Here is a 23730-nt window from a genome sequence, read left to right as displayed (position 1 = left end):
GGACGCTTACGGTGTGCGTATGAAGACCAACTGGGCCGGCAACATCACGTTCTCCGCGGCCCAGGCCGTCACGCCGACCACGGCCGACGACCTGCGCGCGATCCTCCGCGGTTCGTCCGCGGTGCACGTCGTCGGCTCCGGGCACTCGTTCAGCCCCATCGCCGACACCACCGGCACCCTGCTGTCGCTGGCCGCGATGCCCGCGGTCTTCGAGGTCAGCGGCCGCACCGTCCGGGTCAACGCGGGCGCGACGCTGGCCGAACTCGCCCCACAGCTCGACGACGCGGGCCTCGCCCTCCACACCCTGCCGTCGCTGCCGCACATCACCATCGCCGGCGCCGTCGCCACGGCCACGCACGGCTCGGGCGCGCGCTCTCTGGCAGGCGCCGTGCGGTCCGTCGAGGTCATGCGCGCAGACGGCTCGGTCGTCGAACTGACGTCAGCGGGCGCCGTCGTGTCGATGGGCGGCCTCGGCGTCGTCACGGCCGTGACGCTCGACGTCGTGCCGTCGTTCCAGGTCGCGCAGACCGTCTACGAGGACGTCGCCTGGACGACGCTGCTGAGCCAGCTCGACCAGATCTTCGACGGCGCCTACAGCGTCAGCGCGTTCATCGACTGGCAGGGCGGCGCCACCCTCTGGGTGAAGCACCGCGTGGGCGACGAGCCGTTCCGCTTCCCCGGCCACCCGGCCGACGGCCCACGTCACCCGGTGGTGGGCCAGCCCCCGATCCACTGCACCGAGCAGGGCGGCGTCCCCGGCCCGTGGCACGCGCGGCTGCCGCACTTCAAGGCCGAGTTCACCCCGTCCGTCGGCCAGGAGCTGCAGACCGAGTACTTCGTCCCCCGCACCCGCGCCGTGACGGCCCTGCGCGCCCTAGCCGAGATGTCCACGGTGATCTCACCGCTCGTCCAGGCCTGCGAGATCCGCACGATCTCCGCGGAACCGCAGTGGCTCAGCCCTGCCGCCGACCGCGACAGCCTCGCCATCCACTTCACCTGGGTGCCGAACACCCCGGCCGTGCTCGCCCTGCTCCCGCGCCTGGAGGAGGCCATCGCGCCACGGCCGCACTGGGGCAAGCTCTTCACCGTGCCGCCGACCCTGCTGGCCGCCCGTTACCCACAGTGGGACGCGTTCAAGGCGTTGCTCAACGAGCACGACCCGAAGGGCGTGTTCCGCAACGACTTCCTGACCCGCTACTTCGGATCAGCAGCCTCCAGCTGACGCCACAGCAGATCGGCCTCCGGCCCGCGCAACCGCGTCAGCAACCGATGGGCCTCCTGCCAATGGCTGATCGCCTTGGCCGGGTCCGCACCTCGGTACGCGGACACGAGTCCGATCAACGTCCGCACCTCCCCCGCCCTGTCACCAAGACTGCGGAAGGCCGTCAAAGCCTCGATGAACACATCTCGCGCTGAAGGCTTGTCACCGACTTCGAGATAGAGGTTGCCCAGCTTCTCACGCAGCCTGGCCTTGCCGATGACGTCATTCAGCTCAAGTGAGTGCACAACGTCCCCGAGAGCATCGATTGCCACGTTCGTGCCGTAGTTCTCCCGCTGTATCCGGGTGAGCTCGATGATGATGTCGGCTTTGTCCTCCGGCCGCACCGGCAAGTCACGGGCGCGCCGCAGGTAGTCCTCGGCTTCGCGCGGACGCCCGGCAGCACCTTCCAGGTACGCGAGCTGACGGAGCGCGTTGACCTCGTCGTCGAGCGGCAACGTGTTCCACTCGAGGGCCTCGGCCAGCTGGCGACTCGCCGCGTCGAAGTCGCCGACGTCGACCAGCAGCGAGCCGAGTTCGAACGCCAGCTGCGCCTCCAGCGCCACATCACCGGTGTTGAGCTCGCGTGCGGCCTCCAGATGTCGTTGCGCCACCTCGGGTTTCCCCTCGCGCAGCTCGATCCGGGAGAGCTCGCGGTGCACCAGCGCCTTCTCCCTCCGATCGCTGCCGCTCAGCGCGTCGTGGAAATGACGGACCGCTCTGCGCTGGTCCCGGTCGCGGTAGATCTCGCCAAGCAGCCGGTGAGCGCGTTGTGCCTCCCGCGAGGTCGACGCCACGAGAACGAGAACGCGGTCCAGGTCGTATTCGGCCACCTCCGGCCTGCCGATGTCCATCGCCAGCTCCCCACGCAGCAGAGACGACAGGACTGGTGTCCGCACCGCCTCGACCGCCCTGCTGACCAGCGCATAGGCACCGTCCAGATCACCCTGTGACCGGAGCTCCCTGGCGGCGGCGACCAGCACTCCCTCCCAGTGCGGCTCCGCGTCGTCCGCAGGCACCACGGTCACCACCTCGACCGCGATCTCCACCGCACTGGCAGAGCTGGTGAGCGCGTGTGCCGCGGACAGCTGTCTCGGCACGTCGTCCGCGACCACCATCACCATGCGTCCCTGGTCGAGGATCTCCTGAACGCCGGCCGACGGCAGCGCTGGTGGATCGACGATCACGAAGTGCCGCACCATCGACAGCTCCGCGAGCCGTCCGCGCACCGCTCGCACACCGAGGTCCAGGAGTTCGTTCGTGAGCTCCGCGGCTCGTTCCGACGTGCCGTGCACCAGCACGTCGTAGCGGAATCCGTGACCGATCTCGCGACGGCCGCGTTCCCGTGCCGCGGACACATAGGTGTCACGATTGCTCACCAGGACATCCGCGTCCGCCAGCCGATGAGCGAGCAACGCCGCGATGTTGTCCATGTAGTAGGAAACCGAATCAGGGCTGCCGCTGCGTTCGTCGAGAACGGCGATCTCCTCGCCGAAGCTCCAGTACGGCAGGTAAGGCACAGTCGTGCGTTCGATCAGCCCCAGCTCGGGTTGGTCGTCGTGCTGGTCCTTCGGCATCCAGCTCGCGTAGAGCGGCGCGAACTGTTCAACCAGACGGGCCCGCCACGACCGCGCGCGCTCGTACTCCTCCTTGCTGTCGAACCGCGACACCACAGGCAGGTACAGCAACCCGCCCCGGTCGTAGGGGAGCTTGTCGCGAGCGGCAGCCGCCCGCTGCGCCACCTCCAGCGCGCCCGTCAGGTTCTGCCGGTTCGGCGCAACGCAGAGGACCAGCACATCCGGCAGCTGCGCCGTGCAGATCCCGCCGATGTCCGTGATGCCGGTCCGGCTGTCGACCAGCACGTAGTCGTAGCTCTCCTCCCACTGCTCGCGGAGCTTCTCGAACCGCCAGCCGAGGTCCTCCTCGGCGAAGAGCTCAGGCCACGACAACGACTGCGCTCGATCCGCGTACGACGTGTCCGCGCGTCCCGCCGCGAGCAACGAAAGACCGTCGGTGTCCGGCACGGCAACGGACCTGACGGCCTCGGCCCATTCGGCCTCGCCGCTGATCACCTCGACCAGCCCCAGCGCGATCGGCCCGACGTACGGCCGGAAGTACTCGTGCAGGCCGGGTGCGTCGAGGTCGAAGTCCACGCACAGCACGCGATTACCCCAGCGCGCCAGCTGCACAGCCACGTTGGCCAGGCAGAACGACCGGCCGACACCGCCCTTGTACGAATAGAAGGTCACGATCACGGCAGCCTCACAACCTCGGCAAGGGGCCGGGCGGCAACGACCGGGGATCGACCGCCGGCCGCACCACCTTCCACGTCGGATCCCACGGCGGCGCTTCCTGGATCCTTTCCGCCACTTCTCCCGCCAGCTGCTGCACGGCGGCGTAGAAGAACTCGTAGTCCCGCGACCGGCTATAGGTTTCGTAGGGCAGCGGCTTGTTCCACGGCGTGAAGTCGCGCTGCTGCGCGGACCGCGCTTCCGGCGGGTAGTGCTGCCCGTCCGCGTATCGAACGGGCAGCACCAGACCCTGCGGATGGTCGAGGGTGCCGTAGCCGAGCGCACGATGGCGTTCGAGCATGCTGTCCCACTCGGCGAGGCACCACTCCGAGCGGAAGTACGGCGGGGACAACACCGCGACCATCACCTTCGACCGCAGCAACGCCGTTTCGAGGTTGTCCGGCCACGACACCCCGGTCTTCTGGTTCCAGTCCACGAAGATCCGGGGTTCCTCTGCCATCTCGTTGCCGAGCCATTCCCGCAGGGCGCGGTAGAAGTGCTCCCGCACCCACACGTCCCCGCCACCCCGGCGCGTGTAGCTCAGGAAGACGTCGTACTCGTAGCCCACGTACTCACATCGGGATCTTCGATCGGCCTATTACGAGGCGTCACCCTTCTGGCGCAACGCCTCCAGCTCGGCGTCGGAGAACCCGTAGGTGGACGCGATGGTCATCTTCGACGACGTGATCAGCAGGCCGGGACCCCACTCCTCGACCACCACGCCGCGCTGGTGAGCGGACTCGAAGAACGGCTTGCCCGAGACGTCCAGCGGCACCTCGCGGTCCCAGAACACCGTGCGGCGTGCGGCGCCCGGCTGGTACTCGTGCGCGAACTTCAGCTGGTGCAGGAAGGTGATCCAGCCCTCGGTGATGTCGTCGTAGTAGTCGTCCCACTCGGGCGACGTGCCCTTGGGCGCGCGGGTGAGCACGATGCGGGTGCCTTCGGGCACGGGGGTGAGCGCGAAGGTGTCGTGGCCGTGGACGATCAGCGTCGTGCCGTCCTCCTCGGCGTTCTGGAAGTAGATCTGGTCGATCTCGGCGTCCAGCTCCGGGAGGTCCCAGCCGTGCCAGTGCCGCAGCTTCTCCTTGTCGCGGAACGACTGCCACACCTCGTCGACCGGCGCGGCCACGGTGATCTCGATTCTCAGGTCTTCATCGCTCATCGGACACTCCTGGGTGGCCCATCGCGACCACCCGGTACGGGCGGCCTGACTCGGTGTCGTACTTCAGCGCGATCTGCCGCACCGCTTCGGCCAGGTCGCTGGTGAACTCGTGGACGTCGCCGGGCGCGCCGAAGCGCACGGTCGTCTCCACGGTGAAGGTGAGCAAGCGCTTTCCGGCCGAAGCCGCCGCAGACGACATCCGGTCGACCTCGCGTGCCACGTCCGAGGCGACCGACACCAGATGCGTTGCGGCGAACTGGTCCTGGACGCCCGCGTCCACCGCGCGGCCGGGGCGGGCGCGCAGCACGCGTTCGACGCAGCCGCGGCGCTGGCGTTCCTCGACCAGTTCGACCAAGCCGGCCTGTTCCAGCGCTCGCACGTGGTAGTTGACCCGTTGGCGCGGCAGGTCGAGCGCAGCCGCGAGCTGGGTCGCCGACGCGGGCGACTTCAGCAGCTCGAGCAACGACCGGCGCAACGGGGACAGCTCCACACCGAGCACGGTCCCATTTGACAAATTCATTTGTCAATACCGGAACCCGACCGGAAACGGTTAGGTTGCAACAAACCGGCTCCACCCTGTGAGCCGTGAGAACACCCCTGCTGGTGGCAGCGTTGGCAGCAGCAGCGATCGTTCCTGTGTGGACGGTCGCGGCGCAGGCCGACGTGGTGCCCGGAACCGCTTATCAAGTCACGAACGTCGGCAGCGGAAAGTGCGTCGAATCGCTGGGATCGGCCAACGGCGCACAGCTCCGCCAACAGTCCTGCTCCGGTCAGACCTGGAAGTTCACGCCCACGAGCGACGGCTACTTCACGGTCGGCGAGGGCGCTGTCTGGGACGTCTCCAACGTGTCCACCGCGGACAACGCGCTGATCCACATGTGGCAGAACTTCAACGCCAACAACCAGCAGTGGCGCCCCGAACAGGTGGGGACCGACACCTACCGGTTCGTGAGCCGCCACAGCGGCAAGTGCCTCGACGTGCCCGGTGCCTCGACCGGCGACGTCCAGTTGGTGCAGTACACCTGCAACGGCACCAACGCGCAGGCCTTCCGGCTGTCCACGGGCACCCCGCCGAACCCGGGCCAGCCCGACTTCGGCCCCAACGTGCTGATCTTCGACCCGTCGATGCCCGCCAGCACGATCCAGGCGCGGCTCAACGACGTCTTCCGGCAGCAGGAAGAAGGTCAGTACGACGCGCGCCGGTTCGCGATCTTCTTCAAGCCGGGCAACTACAACGTCGACGTCAACATCGGCTTCTTCACCCAGGTGCTCGGCCTCGGCCTGACACCGGACGCGGTGAACATCAACGGCCAGGTGCACGTCGAGGCCGACTGGTTCGAGGGCAACGCGACGCACAACTTCTGGCGTGGCGCGGAGAACCTCGCGATCCGGCCGCCCGGCGGCACCAACACGTGGGCGGTCTCGCAGGCCTCCGCGATGCGCCGCACACACGTCTACGGCAACATGCAGCTCGACGACAACGGCTGGTCCAGCGGCGGTTTCCTGGCCGACTCCGTGGTGACGGGCCAGGTGCGGTCCGGCAGCCAGCAGCAGTGGCTGTCGCGCAACACCGAGTGGGGCTCGTGGACCGGTGAGAACTGGAACATGGTGTTCGTCGGTGCGCGCAACGCCCCGCAGAACACGTTCCCGGAGCCGCCGTACACGACGGTCGCGCAGACCCCTGTCGTGCGCGAGAAGCCGTTCCTGAACATCGACGGCAGCGGCAACTACAACGTCTTCGTCCCGTCGCTGCGCTCCAACTCCAGCGGCACCACGTGGGCGAGCGGTCAGCAGCAGGGCACGAACATCCCGCTGTCGGACTTCTTCATCGCGAAGCCGGGCACGAGCGCCGCCACCATGAACCAGCAGCTGGCGGCGGGCAAGCACCTGATGCTGACGCCGGGCATCCACCAGGTGAGCGAGCCGATTCGCGTGACCCGGCCGGACACCGTGGTGTTCGGCCTCGGGCTCGCGACCGTCATGCCCACCAACGGGAACATGGCGCTCGATGTGGCCGATGTGGACGGTGTGAAGGTCGCGGGCCTGCTCCTCGACGCGGCTCCGACGAACTCCCCGCTGCTGATGCAGATCGGCGCACCGGGCAGCACGGCACGCCACCAGGCCAACCCGACGTCGGTGCACGACCTGTACGTGCGCATCGGCGGCGCGGCGGTCGGGCGGGCGACGACCTCGTTGGTGGTCAACAGCCACGACGTGATCGGCGACCACCTGTGGCTGTGGCGCGGTGACCACTCCTACGGTGTCGGCTGGGACGTCAACAGGGCGGACACCGGGTTGATCGTCAACGGCAACAACGTGACGATGTACGGCCTCTTCGTCGAGCACTACCAGAAGTACCAGACCATCTGGAACGGTCAGGGCGGCCGGACGTACTTCTACCAGAACGAGATGCCGTACGAGGCGCCGAACCAGGCGGCGTGGATGAACGGCTCGACCCGCGGCTACGCGGCCTACAAGGTGGCCAACCACGTGACCACCCACGAGGCGTGGGGCCTGGGCAGCTACATCTTCGCCAACGCCAACCCGAGCGTGGTGGCCGACCGGGCGTTCGAGGTGCCGAACACACCGGGCGTGCGGTTCCACAGCATGGTGACGATCTCGTTGGGCGGCAAGGGAACCATCGAACACATCATCAACAACACGGGCAACCGGGTGACCGCTGGATCCACCGAGGCCTACCTGGCCAATTATCCGTGATGTTCCACTGAGCGGTTTCCGACCGCGCATCCCCGTGCTCCGGTCCGCATAGACTGGAGCATGGGGATGTTCACTGAGCAGTTGCAGCGCATCGAGTCCTTGAACGCCGTGTACAACGCGTTGACCACCGTGTTCGACGTCAAGGCCGAGCCGACCGGGCCGCTCGCCGGAGCTGTGTTCTCGGTCAAGGCCAACATCGACGTCGCGGGCGCCGCCACCACGCACGGCATGAAGGCGTTGACCGGCAACGTGAAGACGTCCGACGCGCCGATCATCGCACGGCTGCGGGCGGCCGGAGCGACACCGATCGGGCACGCGAACATGCCGACGTTGAACGCGCGTGGCATGCACACGTGCAGCGAACTGGCCGGGCACACGATCAACCCGTGGGACGCCTCGAAGTCGCCGGGTGGCAGTTCAGGCGGTGACGCGGTGGCCGTCGCGACGGGCATGGTGCGGTTCGGGATCGGCAACGACAGCGGCGGATCGCTGCGACTGCCGGCGTTCCTGAACGGCGTGTGCGCGCTGAAGCCGAGCTACGGCCGTTATCCGCAGGGCGCGACCTTCGGCCAGGCCGATCCGTCGTTCCCGACTCAGGTCATGACGGTCGAGGGCCCGCTCGCCCGCACCGTCGCCGACCTGCGGCTGGTGCACGAACTGCTGTGCGGTGCCGACCTGGCCGACCCGCGGACGGTTCCGGTGCCCGCCTCCGGCCCGCCCGCGGCGAAGATCGCCGGTTTCGTGCCGGGTGACCCGGTGGTCGAGGACGCGGCGAAACGGCTGGTGGAGGCGGGTTACGAGGTCGTCGCGGTCACGCCGCCGCGGGTCGACGAGGCCGCGGAGCTGTCCATGCGGATGATCTCCACGCCGATCGCGCTCGGTTTCGCCGAGTACGTCGCGTTCGCCGGTGAGGAGCTCGCCGAGTACGCCCGCAACCTCCTCGCGGTGCGGCCGCCCCTGGACCTCGGCGAGTTCCTGGCGCTGACCGGCACCCGGATGTCGGTCCAGCGCGAGTGGGCGCGGCTGCTCGACCGCTACCCCGTCGTGATCGCGCCGGTCTCCACGACGCCGTCGTTCGAACCGGACGAGGACCGGCGCGGTCCCGAGGCCCTCGCCGCGTACTTCGAGGCGACGAAGATGTGCGAGGTGGTCTCGTTCGCCGGATTGCCGGCGGTCGCGGTGCCGACGGGGCTGCGGGACGGGCTGCCGACCGGCGTCCAGGTGATCTCCCGGATGTACCGCGAGGATCTGGCCCTGGACGCGGCGGCGGCGCTGGAGGTCGAGCTCAGGCCAGCCGTTTCGGCCGGTTGATCTTCATCTCGTCCATGTCGGTGACGGTGGCGCGCAGACCCCGGTAGTCGACGCCGAACGCGTCGAGGGCCGCGGTCGCGCGCCGCAGTCCCGCCTCGTCGGGCTTCTCCGACGCCGTGAGGATCACGCGGTAGCTGAAGAAGTCGAGCTTCTCGTCGAACGTCAGCGCGCCGTCCTCGCTGAACCCGCCGCTGCGCAGGAAGTCGAAGCCCTGCAGGTGCTCTCGCAACGACGCGCGCTGGTCGTCGGTCAGGTCGGCGAACCGGCCGCGGACGAGTACTCGGTAGGTGTGTTCAGCCACGAGCGAAGATGCTCCCCGAACGCCCGCCGGTCTGGCGAACGATTTCCGCGGTGCGCGAGAATCATGATCCATGAACGCAAAAGAGCTGGTCACGCGCATCCGGACGGAGCTGCACCCCGGTGAGCACGACAACCTCGTGGTCAAGCTGATCGAAACCGGCCAGGCGCCGCGCGCCGTGATCGCGACGTTCGCCGCGGAAGAGAACCACATCGTGTCGTCGGACTGGCGAACATTCCTCGCCCTCGCGGCCAAGGCGCAGGAGCCCAACGCGCGGGCGTTCTTCACGCTGCTGGCGGGCGGCGAGGAACTCGTGCTGCCGATGCTGGAGCCGCTCGCGAAGGCCGCAGGCATGTCCGCCAAGGAGTTCCAGACCTACGAGCCCTACCCCGGCTGCCAGGCCTACCCGGCGTTCCAGGCGTGGATGGCGCTCAACGGCGAGCCGACCGACGTGATCCTCGCGATCCTCGCGAACTTCACCGCGTGGGGCGGCTACTGCGCCCGCATGGCCAAGGGCCTGCGCGAGCACTACGGCTTCGACGACGAGGCCTGCGCGTTCGTCGACTTCTTCGCCACGCCCGCCCCGCAGCTGGAGGAACGCGCGATCGCGGCCGTGCAGGCCGCCCTCGACTCCGGCTGGCAGCCGAAGCACGCCTGGCGCTACGGCCGCCTCCTCCAGGCCTACGAACTCCAGTTCTGGTCCACCCTCGCCTGAACACTATGAACGGCGCTTTTGTCCGCCTGAGGTGAACAAAAGCGCCGTTCATCGTTTAACGGGGGAGGTAGGCGCGGTGGGACTTGGAGAACTCGTAGTTGTTGTACTTGTCCCAGTTGATCGACCACGTCATGAGGCCGCGCAGGTTCGGGTAGACGCCCTTCGGCCTGTAGCTGCCGCAGTTGGACCCCTTGGTGAGGCAGTCCAGGGCGGTGTGGACGTCCGCGACGGACGTGAACCCGTTGCCCGCGTACATCGCGGCGGGCAGGCCGATCGCGACCTGCTCCTGCCGCAGCCCGGCGAAGAACTTCGTCGTGTCACCGCGCACCGGGAACCCGGCGAGCACCATGTCGGTCATCGCGACGTGGAAGTCCGCACCGCCCATGTTGTGGTACTGGTTGTCCAGGCCCATCACGGGTCCGGAGTTGTAGTCCTGCACGTGCAGCAACGTCAGGTCGTTGCGCATCGCCTCGATCACCGGCAGGTACGCGCCCGTGCGCGCGTCACCGCCGCCCGCACCGCCGTAGAACTGGTAGCCGACCTGCACGAAGAACGTCTCCGGCGCCATCGTGAGCACGAAGTTGGCTCCGTAGCGGGACTTCAGCGACCGCAGCGCGGAGATCAGGTTCACGATCACCGGCGTGGTCGGGTTCCTGAAGTCGGTGTCGCCGGAGTTCAGCGACAGCGAGTGGCCCTCGAAGTCGACGTCGAGCCCGTTCAGGCCGTACTTGTCGATGATCGCCGCAACTGACCGCACGAACGCGTCGCGCGCCGCCGTGGTCTCCAGCCGCACCTGGCCGTTCTGGCCGCCGATGGAGATCAGCACCTTCTTGCCCTTGGCCTGCTGGGCGCGGATGCCCGCGATGAAGTCCGCCTCGGACTCGACGTTCGGGCACTCGGCGACCGGGCACTGCGCGAACCGCAGCTCACCGGACGTCGCGCTGGTCGGCTCGGCGAACGAGAGGTTGATGACGTCCCACTCGTCCGGCACGTCCTTCATCCGGATGTAGCCGGACCCGTTGGCGAAGCTGGCGTGCAGGTAGCCGACGAGCACCTTGCGCGGCAACGAGCCCGTGGGAGGCGGACCGGTCGTCGTCGTGGTGGTCGTGGTCGTCGTCGTAGTGGTGGTGGTCGTGGTTGTCGTCGGTGGGGTGCCACCGGTGCAGGCCGCGCCGTTGATCGTGCAGTTGACCGGGTCGGCGGTGCCGGTGGCGTTGTAGCCGAACGTCACGCTGGCGCCGGGCGCGACCGAGCCGTTGTACTCGCGGTTGACGAACGTGTGGTGGTTGCCGCTCTTGGTGAGCAGCGAGTCCCAGTACGCGCCGACGGTCGTGGACGCCGGGTAGTCGAACTCGACCTTCCAGGAACTGATGGCCGCGCTGGTCTCGTTCTTGATCGTCACCGTGGCGGTGTACCCGGTGTCCCAGGACTGCTTGGCGAACGTCGCCGTGACACCGGCGGCGCTGGCAGGGGCGAGGCTCACGATCACGGTGCCGAGCACCAATGCGGCCACCGCGCCTATTCGAGCGAACAACAACATGGGCTGCTCCATCCCACACGCGTCGGCGGCCGGCAGGGTCACCCAGATTGGACTAGACCATATACCTCCGAGTCAAGGTTCTAGACTTCTCCGTCGTGCCCCACGCTCGTGCCTCCGACGGAACCAGGCTCTTCTACTCGGTCGAGGGCTCAGGGCCACCGCTGCTGCTGATCGCGGGCCAGTCGAACTCGTCGAAGTGGTGGAGCCAGGTCCGGCCGGACTTCGCCCGGCGGTTCACCACCATCGTCACCGACCACCGCGGAACCGGTTCCAGCGACAAGCCGGAAACCCCTTACAGCACCAGGCAGTTCGCGTCGGACTGCATCGCGATCCTCGACGACGCGGGCATCGGCAGCGCGCACGTCTACGGCACGTCGATGGGCGGCAGGATCGCCCAGTGGATCGCGGCGTCGTACGCGGACCGCGTCGACCGGCTGGTGCTGGGCTGCACGTCACCCGGCGGGCCGCACGCGATCGAGCGCAGCGCCGAGGTGCGCAGGTCGCTGGCGCAGATCGACCCGATGAAGGCGCGCAGGGCGTTGGAAGCGCTGATGTACACACCGGCCTACAAAGGACCGTTCAACACCCTCGGCGACCCGAACATGCCGCCCTACGCGCGCAAGCTGCACCTGTTCGCGAGCGCCGAGCACGACGCGTGGGACGTACTGCCGTCGATCACCGCGCCCACTCTCGTGGTGCACGGAACCGAGGACATCTTCAACCCCACGGCCAAGGCTCCCCTGATCACCGAGCGGATTCCCGGCGCGCGGATGCACCTCGTCGAAGGCGCGCGGCACGGCTACTTCGAGGAGTTCCGCGAGATCGCGACACCGCTGGTGATGGACTTCCTCAGCCAGTGACCCACCGCAGGCCGCGCATCAACGCGTGGCCCGCGAACCGCACACCGGTGGCCTCGGCGATCGGCAGGTACGGCAGCCGCAGCGGAATCCGCGCCCACACCGGCAGGCTCGCCACCGCCGTCGCCGCCAGGATCGCGTACGGCCCCTTCGCCAGCACCGGCAAGGGCGCCTTGAGCAGCAGGAACCGTGCCGCCTCCCGCGCCTGCGGCGTGCCCTTCAACTCGGCCCGGTAGGAGCCCAGCCGCGCGTCGAGCTCGGCCGTCGTGCGCGGCGGTTCCGGGATGCCCATCGCGTCCGCGATCACCGCCATGTCGGCGACGTAGCCGTCGTAGTCGTCGAGCGGCTTCTCGCCGTACTTCTGGTGACAGCGCAGGAAGCTGTCGACCTCGGCCACGTGCACCCAGCCCAGCAGGTGCGGGTCGTCGGCGCGGTAGGCCCGCCCGTCCGCCGCGGTGCCGTGGATGAACGAGTGCACCCGCGCAAGCCGTTCGATGGCCTCGTGCGCGTCCTTGACCGTCCCGTACGTCGTCACGCCGACGAACAGGCTGGTGCGCTGCAACCGTCCCCACGGGTCGGTGCGGTAGTCCGAGTGCTGCGCGACCGCGGCCATCGCCAGCGGGTGCAACGACTGCAGCAGCAACGCCCGCAGCCCGCCGATGAACATGGCGTGGTCGGCGTGCACGTGCCTGATCGGCCGGTCCTCGCCGAACATGCGCGGACCCGGCGCGTCGTGGATCCGCCGCGCGTGCTTCTCCCGCTCCGGACCAGCGACCTTCTCGAACAGGCCGTCGCTCAGCTGCCTGCGCAGTGCCTCCAGCATTCACCCATCATGCGCGCCGTCAGCTGAGATCAGGAAGGAGAATCCAGCGGTCCGGCTCAGTGAACGCCCTGTTGTCCCGCGGCCGCAGTCCCGCGTAGGCGCAGCAGTAGGCGACGGCTTTGTGCGCGTAGAGGTACGCCAGGAGCACCTCGGCCGTGCTGTCCCGCTCGTTCGGACCGCCACCGGGGTGCAGATCCCAGCCGATGGTCCGGCCGTCGCGGTGGACGTTGCCCTGGTTGCCGCTCTTGGGGTTGGCGTACATGCCGTACGCGACGGTGCCCGCCGACAGCGGCTTCATCGCCTCCGGCCGCTGGACGGCGAAGTACCAGGGCTGGAACAGGATGCAGCCGCCCGGCACGGTCGTGACGCCGAGAGCGCGCTCGGTGTCCTCGCCGAACGGGTCGGGCCACCAGTCCCCGGCCGGAACCGAGTCCGGGACGTCCGCCGCGGGCACCACCACCGCGTTCAGGCGGCGCGTAGCCTCCTCGGCGTCGATGCCGGCGACGCAGGCGAGGCTGTAGCCGTCGTAAAAGGGGAAGTCCTTCAGCGCGTGCACCAGGCGGCCTGCCTCGCTGACCGCCAGCTGCTCCTCCTCGGTCAGCACCTCGCCGGACGGGATGACGTGCCGGGTCGCCAGGCTCAGCCGCGCCGGCGACCAGCCGGACATCATGGGGCGCACCGGATCGGCCCCGGCGGCCAGCAACGCCTCCGCGATGTCGGCTTTGCCCTCGTAGACGGCCCGCCACAACGCGCTCCGGCCGTCGTCGAGCTGATCCACGTCCTCGACCCGAGCGGCCACCTCGGCCACGGTCTCGGCCGTGCCGAACTCGACTGCCGAGTGCAGCGGTGTCATCCAGAACGGGCCGGCGTTCGGGTCGGCGCCCGCGTCGAGCCTGCGCCGCACGGCCTCGACGCTCTGCCAGCCGGCGGCAGGGAATCCCCGCCAGCCCTCGAGAACTTCCTCCCCCATGGGAACGGCACCCTACCGAGGCGGGGTGCCGTTCCGTGCAACGGGTTCAGGCGAGCGCGATCTGGTCCAGGTCAGGCGCTCCGGCCGTGTCGTTGCCGAACTTGATCGTGTTCGCACCCGCGTTCAGCGTCACCGGGATGTCCACGACGTACGGGGTGTTGTTGCCCTGCCCGTTCAGCTCGACCTCGACGGGCGCACCCCCGTTCACCGACACGAAGTACGACCGCGGCCCGTTCACCGTGAACTGGATGAACAGCTTGTACACGCGAGCTTCGGGCACGACGACGTTCGGGAAGGTCACCGAGGCGTCCGGGCCGCCGCCGATGTTGCGCACCTTCTCCCCGCCCGAGCAGGCCCCGCAGCTCGACAACCCGGTGCTGCCGAACGCGTTCGCCGAGTCCTCCGCCTCCCGCACGAACACGCGGTCCGCGGGCCGGGTCCGCACCGGCACCGATCCCGACACCTTGCGGTCCGAGCCGAGCAGCTGGAACGACGCGGTCACCGGGATGCTGACCGAGCCCACGTCCGCCCCGGCAGGTGAGGTCGCCGTCCACACGCCTTCCAGCACACCGGCCAGACGCATCGACGGTCGCACAGCGGGCGAACCGGTCAGCGTCCACCCGGCGGGCAGGACGGGCGCGAGCGACACGGTGTCGATCTGGTCGTCGGCGTCGAGGCGCAGCCGTGCGGTGATCTTCATGGACTGCTGGCCCGGCGCGGCCCATTGCACGCCATGGGGTTCCACCGTCAGCGTCGTCTTCGGCGTGTAGTTCGCGGGCGGCAGGCCACCGACCGAGATCCGGTCCAGGCCGAGCGGCTTGCCGGTGCTGAACACGCGGACCGTGTTGCGTCCGGCGTTCAGCGGCACGGCCAGCGACGTCGGGCCGGGCACGTCGGCACGACCCGCCGGCACCGCAACGGAAACCGGTGCCGCCCCGTTCACCGACACCGAGACGGACGAGGCGGCAGCGGACGTCAGCGACAGCTGCAGGTTGTAGGTACCGGCCGCCGCAACGGAGACATCGCGGTAGGTCACGGCGTTGCGCTCACCGCCGCCGAGCCCGGTCACCTGCCGCTGGCCGGAGCAGGCCGCGCAGAACTCGCCGCGGACCGAGCCCGACCGCACCGCGTCCTCGGCCTCCAGCGCACCGCCCCTGCCCGACCGCGGATAGCTGTGCCCGACCCGGATCTCGTCGATCTTCAGGTCCTTGAAGTAGACGGGAGCCTGCGGGCCACCCCACGTGTTGAGCACCGTCAACCGCAGCCAGCGCGCGGTGGTCGACCCGATGTCGATGAACTGCGTGCCACGCGCGGAAGGCAGTGCGCCACTGCGAACGTGCCACCAGTTGCGGCCGTCGTCGGAAGCCGTCAGCTGGTAGTCCTTGATCCGCGACGAGTCCTCCGGCCGGCCGAACGACACGCGGGCGTGCGTCGGCGACGACTCGCGCTGGTTGATCGCGAGGAACGAGGCCTCCTTGCGGCGACCGAGGTCCAGCGAGATCGACACCGGCTGAGCCGCGTTGGCGTCCCAGTACTTCTCGTAGCTGCCGTCGGTCAGGTTCGAGGCGGGGAAACCGTCCTTCGAGGACGTCGCGAAGGCCTTCACATCGCTGTAGAAGCCTTGCTGCCCACGGGTTTCCACCGCGAACACGGTGTCGTACTCGTCCCACGCCGTGATGCCCTCGATCGTCAGGTACCCGGCGGACTGCGAGAACCGCATCTTCTCACCCGTGCGGAGATCGGTCACGCGGGAAACCCGATATCCGTTGTCCCGCAGGCGAACGAAGTCGGCTCGCGGGCGCGTCACGACGTGCACGTACTGCTTGCCGGTCGACGGGTTGATGGTGATCACGCCGTGCGCTCCGTCGTTCCAGAACCCCGGCTGCATGCCGCCGTACATGTACCCGGCGCCCTCGACGCCCTGGATCGACTCGCGGATCGGCGGCACCCACGAGGCCATGAAGTTGTTGAACGCCTCCTGCTGCGCGGGCATGCGGCCGTTCACCATCGGTGTCTCGGCCATCAGCGACTTGATCGAGGAGCCCGCGTTGGTGATGTAGCGGCCGGTGTTCAGGCGCGTGTCGACGGCGTGGTTGCCGCCGTCGTACCACCAGTCGCCGGTGGTGGGCAGCTTGTAGCAGGCTTCGGACAGGCGCGGCATCGGCGTGAACGTCGCCGCCGGGTAGTCGTAGGACGGGAACATGCCGGTCTTCTGCTCGTTCGAGACCGTGTCCATGATCGGCGTGTCCTCGTTGTTGTTGCTCAACAACCAGGTGGGCTGCAGCTGCCGGATCTGTTCGTAGAGCTTGTTGCGCTCCCAGTACTCGTTGTCGTTGTCGATCCAGAAGCCGGCGAGGTCGTTGTAGTTCTTCATGACCTCGAAGAAGAGGTCGTAGCTGTACTTGCCGAAGCCCTCGCGCGTCGTGAGGTCGACCTGCTCACCCTTGTAGGCGGAGTAGGCGGCCGAGTCGAGCATCTCCACGCCCTGCTCGGCGTGCCACTGCGGGTCGTCGGTCATGTAGAGGATGACCTTGACCCCCTTGGCCTTGCCCGCCGTGACCAGCTCGCCGAGCAGGTCGCGTTGCGTGGCGCAGCTGCCGGGGATCTTCGACGGCCACGGGCGCGCGTAGCCGAGTCGCGAGTGGAACGTCGCCAGCACCACGTAGGAGGCGCCGAGCTTGCGCGCCTCGTCGATCCAGTAACCGGGCGTCCACCCGCCACCGGTGACGTCGCGCTCCCACTCGGCGCACTTCAGGTGCTTCGGGGCGGTGAACATGCCCCAGTGCAGGAAGAGACCCGCGGTCGACTTGCGCAGCCACTCCTGTCTCGGGTGGTACACCTCGGCCTGCGCCGCGGCGGGCAGGACGACCGCGACCAGGCCGGCGAGCAGCGCGGCCACCACGGCCACACACAAACGTCGTAGTGCCATGACCATCGCATTTCTCGTCGGGGCGGCGGCGAGAGATCCGATGATTGCACCCGGAACTGCGAGGTTCAAGCCTTCGTCACGCTTGCGTTTCGCGGACTCATCGGAGCACTACGAGACCTGCACGGGCGGGTCGGCCTTCAGGGCGCCGTCGCGCAGCCACCACCTGGTCAGCGAGGCGCCGCTCGGGCAGCAGTTCGCGTCGCTCGGCCGGTACCAGAGCTCCTTGACGGTGATCGCGCCCTTCTCGAACTTCGGCTCGGACAGCAGCGGCACGTGCGTCGCGTCGTCGCGCATCGTGGTCGGCGTGATCTCGCCGACCACCTCGAGCGCACCCCGCGCCGACCGCACCACCGCGAACCCGAAGGCGAGCTGGCTCGACGCCGTGCCACCGCCGTTGTCGCAGCCGAGCGAGATCGCCGCCTCCTCGCGGCCGTCGCCGTCGACGTCGCCGTAGTGCACGTCGACGTCGAGGAACACCTCCACCGACCCCCACAGCTCCGACGTCGCGCGGGCGGTGCCGTCGCTCAGCCGAACGGGTTTCCCGACGTGGCAGAACCCCGCGGGCAACGTGGCCTGCCGCCAGTCCACCGACCGCAGATCCTCGGGTGCCGGACCGAGCGTCGGCCCGGCGGCGGCGGACGAGGCCGGTGGCGTCGTCGCGGAGGCCGTCTGGTTCGGCTCGGGCTGCCCGGTGATCTTCGGGCCCGGCTCCGGTCCGGTGCACGCGGCGAGGGCCAGCACCAGCGGGAGAACGCGTCTCATGAGGTTCCCTTCACGCGCACGGCGGGTCGTAAGGGATGTCGGGAAGGTACTGCCGCCACTCGGTTTCCGGCATGGGCCGCGTGTCCGCGCACAACCGGGCCAGCAACCGCGGCACGTCGATGCTCCAGATGGTCGTGCGCGTGCCGTCCGCACCGCCGAGCATCGTGCCGTCCGGGCTGAACGCGATCGCCGCGGCGGTGTAGCGGCCGCCCGCGCGCAACGTCGACACCTCGACCGGCCGGGACGGGTCGGCGACGTCCCACAGCACGACCTCGCCCGCCACCCCCGCGCTCGCGAGCCGCTGCCCGTCCGGGTGCAGGGCGAGGTGCCGGACGCTGCCGACGTGCCTGCGCACCGTCGCGACCCGGCTGCCGTTCGCCATGTCCCACACGGTGATCAGCCCTGTGGCGCTGCCGGTGACCACCGTGTCGCCGGTGGGACGGAACAGCACGGACTCGACCGGGTCGGACTTCGTGTCGTGCGTGCGGATCAGCCGTGGCGCGTCGGGTGAGCTGACGTCCCACAGCTGCAACGTCTCGCCCTTCTCCCCTCTCGTCACCGCGCGGCTGTCCGAACCGAAGGAGATGCCGTGCGGTGCGACGACCGATCCCCGCAGCTCGGCCGCCGCCCGCATCCGGTCGCCGTCGCGCACCCACAGCCGGAAGACGCCGGGATGCGGTCCAGCGCCGAGCAGCCGGCCGTCCGGGCCGAACACCAGGCTGTCCGCGCGTTCCTCGTGCACCGGTGTCTCCCCGGCCTCCGGATCGGTGAGCGCCACGGGCAACCCGCTGGCCAGCCGCGTGCCGTCCGGGCTGAACGCGAGCTGCGGGCTGCCGCCGCGGTTGAACGTCCGCAGCGTCCGGATCTCGCGCGGGTGCACGACGTCGGTCAGGTCGTAGAGCTTCGTCGGAAACCCCGTGGCCAGCCGGTGGTTCGCACCGAACGCCAGGGTGTGGCTGCCGCTGGGCAGCACCGTCACGGCGGACGACCTGCCGGCGCCGAGCACGTTCCACAGCCGGACGTCCTCACCGGCGGAGGCGAGCGTGCGCGAGTCCGCCGCGAACGCCAACGCGTTGATGCCGTCGGCATGGCCGAGCAGCGGTTGTGCGGTCTTCGGCCGGATCGGGTCTCGCACGTCCCACAGGTGGACCGTGCCGTTGCCGTCGCCGAACGCGAGCGTGCCGCCGTCCGGCGCGAAGGCCGCCGACGTCACGAACAGGCTCGCACCGGTCAGCACGCCGTACTGCTGCGACGTCGCGGTGTTCCACAGCCGCACCGTGTCGTCCTTCGAACCGCTCGCGAGCAGGGAGCCGGTCGGGGCGAACCGCAGGACCGAGACCTCCATGGTGTGGCCGGTCAGCACCGCGCGCCTGGCCGGGGTACCGGTGATGTCCCACAGGTCGACCGCGCCGTCCGAGCCGGCCAACGCGAGGGTGGTCCCGTCTGCGCTCACCGCACTCGAGGTGAAGATCGACTCGCTGTTCGGCTCGAACTCGGTGATCAGCTTGGCCGCCAAGGGATCCGCGATGTCGAGCAGCCACGTGTGCCCGCCGCTGACGGTCACCGTGAGAACGGGTTTGCCCGGCACGAACGCGAGCGACCTGATGCCGCTCGTGCCGGTGTCCCACGTGGATCGCTTCGCCGGATCGGAGACCTGGGCGAGCAGCACCCGGCCCCGGATCGACGTGGCGGCGAGGAGGTTCCCGTCCGGGCTGAACCGCACCGCGGCGGCGTCGGGCAGCGGGATCTTCGCACGTTCGGACGTGCCCTCGTGCAGAACCAGCTCGTCCTTGCGCAGCACGGCCATGGCGTCGCCGCGGGGGCTGAACGCCACGTCCACGGCCGCTCCCGGCACGACGCGCGGGATCGACGCGCTGTCCATCAACGCCCCGAGCACCTCCGCGGTCGGCGCCATCCGGTACGCCTGGGCGAGCAGCTGCCGCGCGGTGGCCGGTCTCGCGTCGCGGACCGCCGCCGCCTGCGCCACGAGCTGCCGCGACGTGGCGACCAGCGTCTGCTGCCGCGCCCGGTTGCTCTGCTGCTCCGAACGGACTGCGAAGATCACCGCGGCGACCAGCAGCACGACCAGCACGGAGATCGTGGTGAGCACGGTTCGCCTGGTGCGGCGGCGTTCCCGGAGGTGGTGACCGATCAGCTCGGTCTTGTCGATGCCGTCCAACGGCGCCACGACGTCCGCGAGCACCGACTCCCAGTCCGGGTTGCGCACGTCGAGCTCGACGTCGCGGACTCCGCGCAGGTCGACGCAGCGCGGTTCGGGCAGGCCGTGCAGGGCCTCCGGCAGGGCGTCCGTGCGCTTCGGGTCCAGCACCCCGTCGTCCCACACCGCTTCCCCGTCGGTGAGCAGCACGAAGAGCGTGCGCCGGTCGCGGTTCTCCAGCCACCACGCCACTTCCTTGCCGACCCAGCGCGAGCGCGCCGACGCCGGTGAGGCCAGCAGCAGGAAGTTGTCCGACCGCGCGAGGCCGTCGAGGATCGCCCCGGTCAGGTCGTGTTCCGCGGCCAGCACGGAGTTGTCGAGGAACACCCGCCGCGCCCGCGGCCGGTACCAGGGCTTCGCGAACTTCTCGACACCCTCCTGCAGCAGCGGTCCCAGCGCGTGGTCCGTTTCGTGGCTGTACGAGATGAACGCCGCGTACGTCCTCTCGCCGGGCATGCCCCACCTCTCCGCTGCACGGGTGAACACCCCTACATCGCCCGGGAAGCGACCTCCGTTAGGCCTCCGTCGTGGTAACACACGTTTGGTGACGCACGATCAGCGTTGTCGGACGAGGAAGAGGGAACACGGATGGATGACGAGCACCTGCCCGGCTTCTACCACGACGCCGAGGAGGCCTCCCGGAGCGGCCAGCGCGCCACGCTGCTGCTCAGCCGGGTCCGGCTGCTCGGCGCGGTGGTGGCGGCGGTGGGTGGCGCGTTCAAGTGGAAGGTCGGCGGCGGCGTCGACGTGTGGGCCTGGGTGGCCCTGATCGGCTTCCTGATCGCGCTGTTCGGCGAGTTCCTGCTGTGGGTCATGCATCCAGAGCTGAAGTGGAACGCCGGCCGCGCGATGGCCGAACGGGTGAAGTCGCTCGGCTGGCGCTACGCCGTGGCGGGCGACCCGTTCCCGCTCACCTCGCCGGACGCCCGCGCGGACCTGGAGAAGGCCGTCATCGACGCGGCGGCCGAGCACCGCGGCACGTTGCTGCTCACCAGTGACAACCCGGCCGGCGAGGCGGTGATGACCGGGTTGCGGGGCAAGCCCTACGCCGAACGCAGGACCGCCTACTGCGAGAACCGGGTGCGCAGGCAGCTCGACTGGTACCACGACAAGGCCGCCGCCAACGAGATCAGGGCGAACCTCGCGCGCGTCCTGCTGTTCGCGGGTGAGTTCATCGCGATCCTGTTCGCGATCCTGCGCATCACCGGCGCGTGGGACGTCGACCTGTCCGGCGTGATGGCCGCGGCCGTCGCCGGTGGCGCGGCGTGGATCGGGCTGCGGCAGTACGAGAACCTCAAGGTCGCCTACTCCACGGCGGCCGGCGAACTGGCCGCCATGCACAAACGGCTGCTGCGCACCGACGAGGGCGACTGGCCGACCACCGTCGCCGAGGCGGAGGCCGTGATCAGCACCGAACACGCGGCGTGGCTCGCGTCGCGCCCCAGCACGACCTGAGAGGACCGCTGTGACGACCGACGAGCCGATGACGATCTTCGTCGCGATGCCGGGCACGACGCTCGGCGAGCGCGCGAAGTGGACGGACATCAAGCAGATCAAGGCGGGCCTCTACGATCCGCTGGCCGCGAAACTGGAGGAACGGCTCCGTCGTCCGGTGCGAGTGCAGATCGAGAAGGAACGGCGGGAGTCCGGTCCGATCAACCACACGATGTTCGCCGAAGCGTTCAACGCCGAGGTCTACATCGCCGATCTCACCGGCGCCAACCCGAACGTGTACCTGGAACTCGGCGTGCGCTGGGCCGTGCGGGACAACGTGACGGTGCTGGTGAGCCAGAACCAGGACGACGTGCGGTTCAACGTGTCCGGCAACCGGGTCGTGCCCTACAGCAACCGCTACGACGAGCTGGCCGAGGCGCACGAGGTCATCCTCAGCATGATCATGCACGGGCTGACGAAGCAGAACGTCGACAGCCCGGTGCGGCTGGGCAGCGGACTGACCACCGTGCCCACCGGCGTGCTCGACGAGCTGCACGCCAAGATCGCGGAGCTGGAGCACGCCCGCGGCGACGACCTCTTCAACGAGGCCATGGCGGCACCGCACGAGGAACGCGTCGCGAAGCTGCGTCGCGTGCTGCTGCTGAACGACACGCGAGCCGACGTGCACGGCGAGCTCGGCAAGGCGCTGCTCAAGCAGGGCGACTTCGCCGGTGCCATCCACCACCTCGGGCTCGCCACCCGGCTGGAGCCCGGCGGCGCGCAGTGGTGGCGGGAGCTCGGCATCGCCCAGAGCCGCAACGAGAACCTGCCGGAAGCGATCCACTCGCTGACCGAGGCGGTGAAGCTGAACCCCGCGGACGTGGACGCCTTCTCCGGTCTGGGCGGGGCGCACCGGCGCCTCGGCCGCGCCACCGGTGACAGCGCCGAGCTGCGCCTGGCCCGTGACGCGTACCGCAAGGCCAGCGAGATCGCGGACGACAACCTCTACGCCCGCGCCAACGCCGCGCGGCTCGACGTCCAGCTCGCCACGACCGATGACGAGCGTCAGGCGGCGGTGGACTCGTTCCTCGACCTCAACCCGCTGGCGACGTGGAAGACCAAGAACCCCAAGGCGAAGTGGGAGTGGCTGGACTTCGCGGACACGTTCGCGTTCTCCGGCAACACCGACGCCGCCCTCGACGCGGTGCGCAGGGGCATGGAGCGGTTCGAGCCGGAACACCGCGCCACCACGGCACGGACCGCGATGGAGCCGATCCAGGACATGCTCAGCGCGGGCACGCTGCCGGCGGCCGTCTCGGACGCGCTGAGCAGGATGCTGGAGGAGTACGAGTCGTACCTGTGATCGGGTGGCAGGCACGTCGGCCTGGCACCTGGTCGTGGCCGAGGTGCTGATCGACCCGCGGCTCACGGCCACCAGCGAGCAGCACCTCGTCGTCAGGCGAGGGCCTCGACGACCTTCGTCACCATCTCCTTCTCGGTCGCGGCGACCTCGCCGTCCGCGCCCGCCACCGAGCGGCACATCTCCGTCACGGCGGCGCGGAAGATCTCGACGTCGCGCGGTTCGTGGGCGTTGATGATCCGGACGGACTCCTTCAGCGCGGCGAGGACGCCGACCTCCACATCGGACGCCGTCCCCTTCGGCAGCGAGGGCGGGGCGGCGGCGATGACGGCGCGCAGGTCGTCCGAGAGCAGGGTCATGGCCCTGATGCCGGCGTGGCTCTCCTCGTCGACCGAGCCGGGGTCCGCCGTGGACACGAGCACCATGGCACCGAAAACGGCCGTGCGGAGGGTCTGGCCCTCCGCCTCCGTGTACGCAGTCATGGGCGCAAGCCTATGCAACGATCAGTGGCTATGAGTGCGGGTCAGGTGCTCGGCGCCAACATCAGGGCGTTCCGGGAGCAGCGCGGGTTGTCACTGTCGGAGCTCGCGCGGCGGTCGTCCATCGCCAAGGGCACGCTGTCCCAGCTGGAGAGCGGGGCGGGCAACCCGACGATCGAGACAGTGTTCAGTTTGTCGAACGCTTTGGACGTTCCGGTGTCGGAGCTGGTGACCGAGCGGACGGCGCCGGACGTCGTGCTGGTGCGGGCGCGGGACGTCGAGGTGCTCAGCAGCAACGCCGTCGACCTGCGGCTGATGCGGCGGATGGACATCGCCGACACCGTCATCGAGATCTACGACCAGCGGGTGCGGCCGGGTGCCACGCAAACCACCGAAGGTCATCCCGGCAAGGAACACGTGCTGGTCACGAGCGGCCGGCTGCGGGTGGGGCCGACCGAGCGGCCGTACGAGCTCGGGCCGGGCGACTACGTGTGCTTCCCCGGCTCGACCCCGCACCTGTACGAGACTGTCGAAGGAGAAGTCAGCTCGGTACTGGTGCTGGAGTACCCGAAGCACTAACGTTCATTCTAATGAACGGAGGTGGC

The 23730-nt window shown here is 69.2% G+C and carries 20 protein-coding genes; 8 read left to right on the top strand and 12 right to left on the bottom strand.

Annotated elements, in window-relative coordinates; translation table 11 throughout:
* Window positions 1-19: 19 nt before the first annotated feature.
* Window positions 20-1222 (top strand): FAD-binding protein, encoded by a 1203-nt coding sequence (locus IEZ09_RS20655; protein ID WP_189255363.1) that lies wholly within the window; start codon window positions 20-22, stop codon window positions 1220-1222.
* Here the strand turns inward: IEZ09_RS20655 and IEZ09_RS20650 are convergent.
* The 4 genes from IEZ09_RS20650 to IEZ09_RS20635 are packed head-to-tail and all read right to left on the bottom strand — an operon-like array spanning window position 1195 to window position 5210.
* The gene (locus IEZ09_RS20650; protein WP_189255362.1) at window positions 1195-3507 is read right to left on the bottom strand and encodes a KGGVGR-motif variant AAA ATPase; all 2313 of its coding nucleotides are present in this window, start codon (window positions 3505-3507) and stop codon (window positions 1195-1197) included. The genes IEZ09_RS20655 and IEZ09_RS20650 overlap by 28 nt on opposite strands.
* Before the next feature lie 13 nt (window positions 3508-3520).
* Entirely contained in the window at window positions 3521-4117 is a 597-nt protein-coding gene (locus tag IEZ09_RS20645) for a toll/interleukin-1 receptor domain-containing protein (protein ID WP_189255361.1), read from the bottom strand.
* Window positions 4118-4147: 30 nt separating this feature from the next.
* Window positions 4148-4711, bottom strand: a complete 564-nt coding sequence (locus tag IEZ09_RS20640) for an SRPBCC family protein (protein WP_189255360.1) — start codon at window positions 4709-4711, stop codon at window positions 4148-4150.
* Window positions 4701-5210, bottom strand: coding sequence for an ArsR/SmtB family transcription factor (locus IEZ09_RS20635; protein ID WP_229812775.1), 510 nt, complete (start codon window positions 5208-5210; stop codon window positions 4701-4703). Before IEZ09_RS20635 ends, IEZ09_RS20640 begins: the two co-directional genes overlap by 11 nt.
* A gap of 86 nt (window positions 5211-5296) precedes the next feature.
* On the opposite strand from IEZ09_RS20635, the gene IEZ09_RS20630 reads away from it, so the two are divergent.
* Window positions 5297-7429, top strand: a complete 2133-nt coding sequence (locus IEZ09_RS20630) for an RICIN domain-containing protein (RefSeq protein WP_229812774.1) — start codon at window positions 5297-5299, stop codon at window positions 7427-7429.
* Between the two features lie 60 nt (window positions 7430-7489).
* Window positions 7490-8740: an amidase family protein gene (locus IEZ09_RS20625; RefSeq protein ID WP_189255358.1), complete on the top strand. Its 1251-nt coding sequence runs from the start codon at window positions 7490-7492 to the stop codon at window positions 8738-8740.
* Here IEZ09_RS20625 and IEZ09_RS20620 read toward each other — a convergent pair.
* Window positions 8715-9041, bottom strand: a complete 327-nt coding sequence (locus IEZ09_RS20620) for a DUF6204 family protein (protein WP_189255357.1) — start codon at window positions 9039-9041, stop codon at window positions 8715-8717. The genes IEZ09_RS20625 and IEZ09_RS20620 overlap by 26 nt on opposite strands.
* A gap of 70 nt (window positions 9042-9111) precedes the next feature.
* Between IEZ09_RS20620 and IEZ09_RS20615 the strand changes: the two genes are divergently transcribed.
* On the top strand, window positions 9112-9753 hold the full coding sequence (locus IEZ09_RS20615) for a thiaminase II/PqqC family protein (RefSeq protein WP_189255356.1): 642 nt from the start codon (window positions 9112-9114) through the stop codon (window positions 9751-9753).
* A 55-nt stretch (window positions 9754-9808) separates the two neighbouring features.
* Here the strand turns inward: IEZ09_RS20615 and IEZ09_RS20610 are convergent, their stop codons facing one another.
* On the bottom strand, window positions 9809-11293 hold the full coding sequence (locus IEZ09_RS20610; RefSeq protein WP_229812773.1) for a chitinase: 1485 nt from the start codon (window positions 11291-11293) through the stop codon (window positions 9809-9811).
* 95 nt (window positions 11294-11388) lie between these two features.
* Here IEZ09_RS20610 and IEZ09_RS20605 point away from each other — a divergent pair, with 95 nt between their 5' ends.
* Window positions 11389-12153 (top strand): alpha/beta fold hydrolase, encoded by a 765-nt coding sequence (locus tag IEZ09_RS20605; RefSeq protein ID WP_189255355.1) that lies wholly within the window; start codon window positions 11389-11391, stop codon window positions 12151-12153.
* On the opposite strand, the gene IEZ09_RS20600 is transcribed toward IEZ09_RS20605, so the two are convergent.
* The 5 genes from IEZ09_RS20600 to IEZ09_RS20580 form a co-directional block, all read right to left on the bottom strand.
* Window positions 12143-12973, bottom strand: a complete 831-nt coding sequence (locus IEZ09_RS20600; protein WP_189255354.1) for an oxygenase MpaB family protein — start codon at window positions 12971-12973, stop codon at window positions 12143-12145. The two genes, IEZ09_RS20605 and IEZ09_RS20600, sit on opposite strands and share 11 nt — an antisense overlap.
* Window positions 12974-12992: 19 nt before the next feature.
* Window positions 12993-13943, bottom strand: coding sequence for an ankyrin repeat domain-containing protein (locus IEZ09_RS20595; protein ID WP_189255353.1), 951 nt, complete (start codon window positions 13941-13943; stop codon window positions 12993-12995).
* A 46-nt stretch (window positions 13944-13989) separates the two neighbouring features.
* On the bottom strand, window positions 13990-16878 hold the full coding sequence (locus IEZ09_RS20590; protein WP_370467736.1) for an alpha-L-fucosidase: 2889 nt from the start codon (window positions 16876-16878) through the stop codon (window positions 13990-13992).
* 102 nt (window positions 16879-16980) lie between these two features.
* Window positions 16981-17634, bottom strand: coding sequence for a hypothetical protein (locus tag IEZ09_RS20585; RefSeq protein ID WP_189255351.1), 654 nt, complete (start codon window positions 17632-17634; stop codon window positions 16981-16983).
* A gap of 10 nt (window positions 17635-17644) precedes the next feature.
* Entirely contained in the window at window positions 17645-20308 is a 2664-nt protein-coding gene (locus IEZ09_RS20580) for a toll/interleukin-1 receptor domain-containing protein (protein WP_189255350.1), read from the bottom strand.
* Between the two features lie 132 nt (window positions 20309-20440).
* Between IEZ09_RS20580 and IEZ09_RS20575 the strand changes: the two genes are divergently transcribed.
* Complete coding sequence (locus IEZ09_RS20575; RefSeq protein ID WP_189255349.1) at window positions 20441-21307, top strand: DUF4231 domain-containing protein; 867 nt, start codon at window positions 20441-20443, stop codon at window positions 21305-21307.
* A gap of 10 nt (window positions 21308-21317) precedes the next feature.
* Complete coding sequence (locus IEZ09_RS20570) at window positions 21318-22649, top strand: tetratricopeptide repeat protein (protein ID WP_189255348.1); 1332 nt, start codon at window positions 21318-21320, stop codon at window positions 22647-22649.
* Between the two features lie 92 nt (window positions 22650-22741).
* Here the strand turns inward: IEZ09_RS20570 and IEZ09_RS20565 are convergent, their stop codons facing one another.
* Window positions 22742-23128, bottom strand: a complete 387-nt coding sequence (locus IEZ09_RS20565; protein WP_189255347.1) for a hypothetical protein — start codon at window positions 23126-23128, stop codon at window positions 22742-22744.
* 30 nt (window positions 23129-23158) lie between these two features.
* Here IEZ09_RS20565 and IEZ09_RS20560 point away from each other — a divergent pair, with 30 nt between their 5' ends.
* Window positions 23159-23704 (top strand): helix-turn-helix domain-containing protein, encoded by a 546-nt coding sequence (locus IEZ09_RS20560; protein ID WP_189255346.1) that lies wholly within the window; start codon window positions 23159-23161, stop codon window positions 23702-23704.
* Window positions 23705-23730: the final 26 nt, after the last annotated feature.

This window comes from Lentzea flava (assembly GCF_014648475.1).
GTDB lineage: Bacteria > Actinomycetota > Actinomycetes > Mycobacteriales > Pseudonocardiaceae > Lentzea > Lentzea flava.
This window is presented reverse-complemented; position numbering and strand designations above follow the sequence as displayed.

Coding starts and splice junctions, on each gene's coding strand:
- IEZ09_RS20575 (WP_189255349.1), top strand. CDS start 20,441: ATGGATGACGAGCACCTGCCCGGCTTCTACCACGACGCCGAGGAGGCC.
- IEZ09_RS20590 (WP_370467736.1), bottom strand. CDS start 16,878: ATGGTCATGGCACTACGACGTTTGTGTGTGGCCGTGGTGGCCGCGCTG.
- IEZ09_RS20585 (WP_189255351.1), bottom strand. CDS start 17,634: ATGAGACGCGTTCTCCCGCTGGTGCTGGCCCTCGCCGCGTGCACCGGA.
- IEZ09_RS20560 (WP_189255346.1), top strand. CDS start 23,159: ATGAGTGCGGGTCAGGTGCTCGGCGCCAACATCAGGGCGTTCCGGGAG.
- IEZ09_RS20580 (WP_189255350.1), bottom strand. CDS start 20,308: ATGCCCGGCGAGAGGACGTACGCGGCGTTCATCTCGTACAGCCACGAA.
- IEZ09_RS20610 (WP_229812773.1), bottom strand. CDS start 11,293: ATGTTGTTGTTCGCTCGAATAGGCGCGGTGGCCGCATTGGTGCTCGGC.
- IEZ09_RS20625 (WP_189255358.1), top strand. CDS start 7,490: ATGGGGATGTTCACTGAGCAGTTGCAGCGCATCGAGTCCTTGAACGCC.
- IEZ09_RS20600 (WP_189255354.1), bottom strand. CDS start 12,973: ATGCTGGAGGCACTGCGCAGGCAGCTGAGCGACGGCCTGTTCGAGAAG.
- IEZ09_RS20655 (WP_189255363.1), top strand. CDS start 20: ATGAAGACCAACTGGGCCGGCAACATCACGTTCTCCGCGGCCCAGGCC.
- IEZ09_RS20595 (WP_189255353.1), bottom strand. CDS start 13,943: ATGGGGGAGGAAGTTCTCGAGGGCTGGCGGGGATTCCCTGCCGCCGGC.
- IEZ09_RS20615 (WP_189255356.1), top strand. CDS start 9,112: ATGAACGCAAAAGAGCTGGTCACGCGCATCCGGACGGAGCTGCACCCC.
- IEZ09_RS20565 (WP_189255347.1), bottom strand. CDS start 23,128: ATGACTGCGTACACGGAGGCGGAGGGCCAGACCCTCCGCACGGCCGTT.
- IEZ09_RS20640 (WP_189255360.1), bottom strand. CDS start 4,711: ATGAGCGATGAAGACCTGAGAATCGAGATCACCGTGGCCGCGCCGGTC.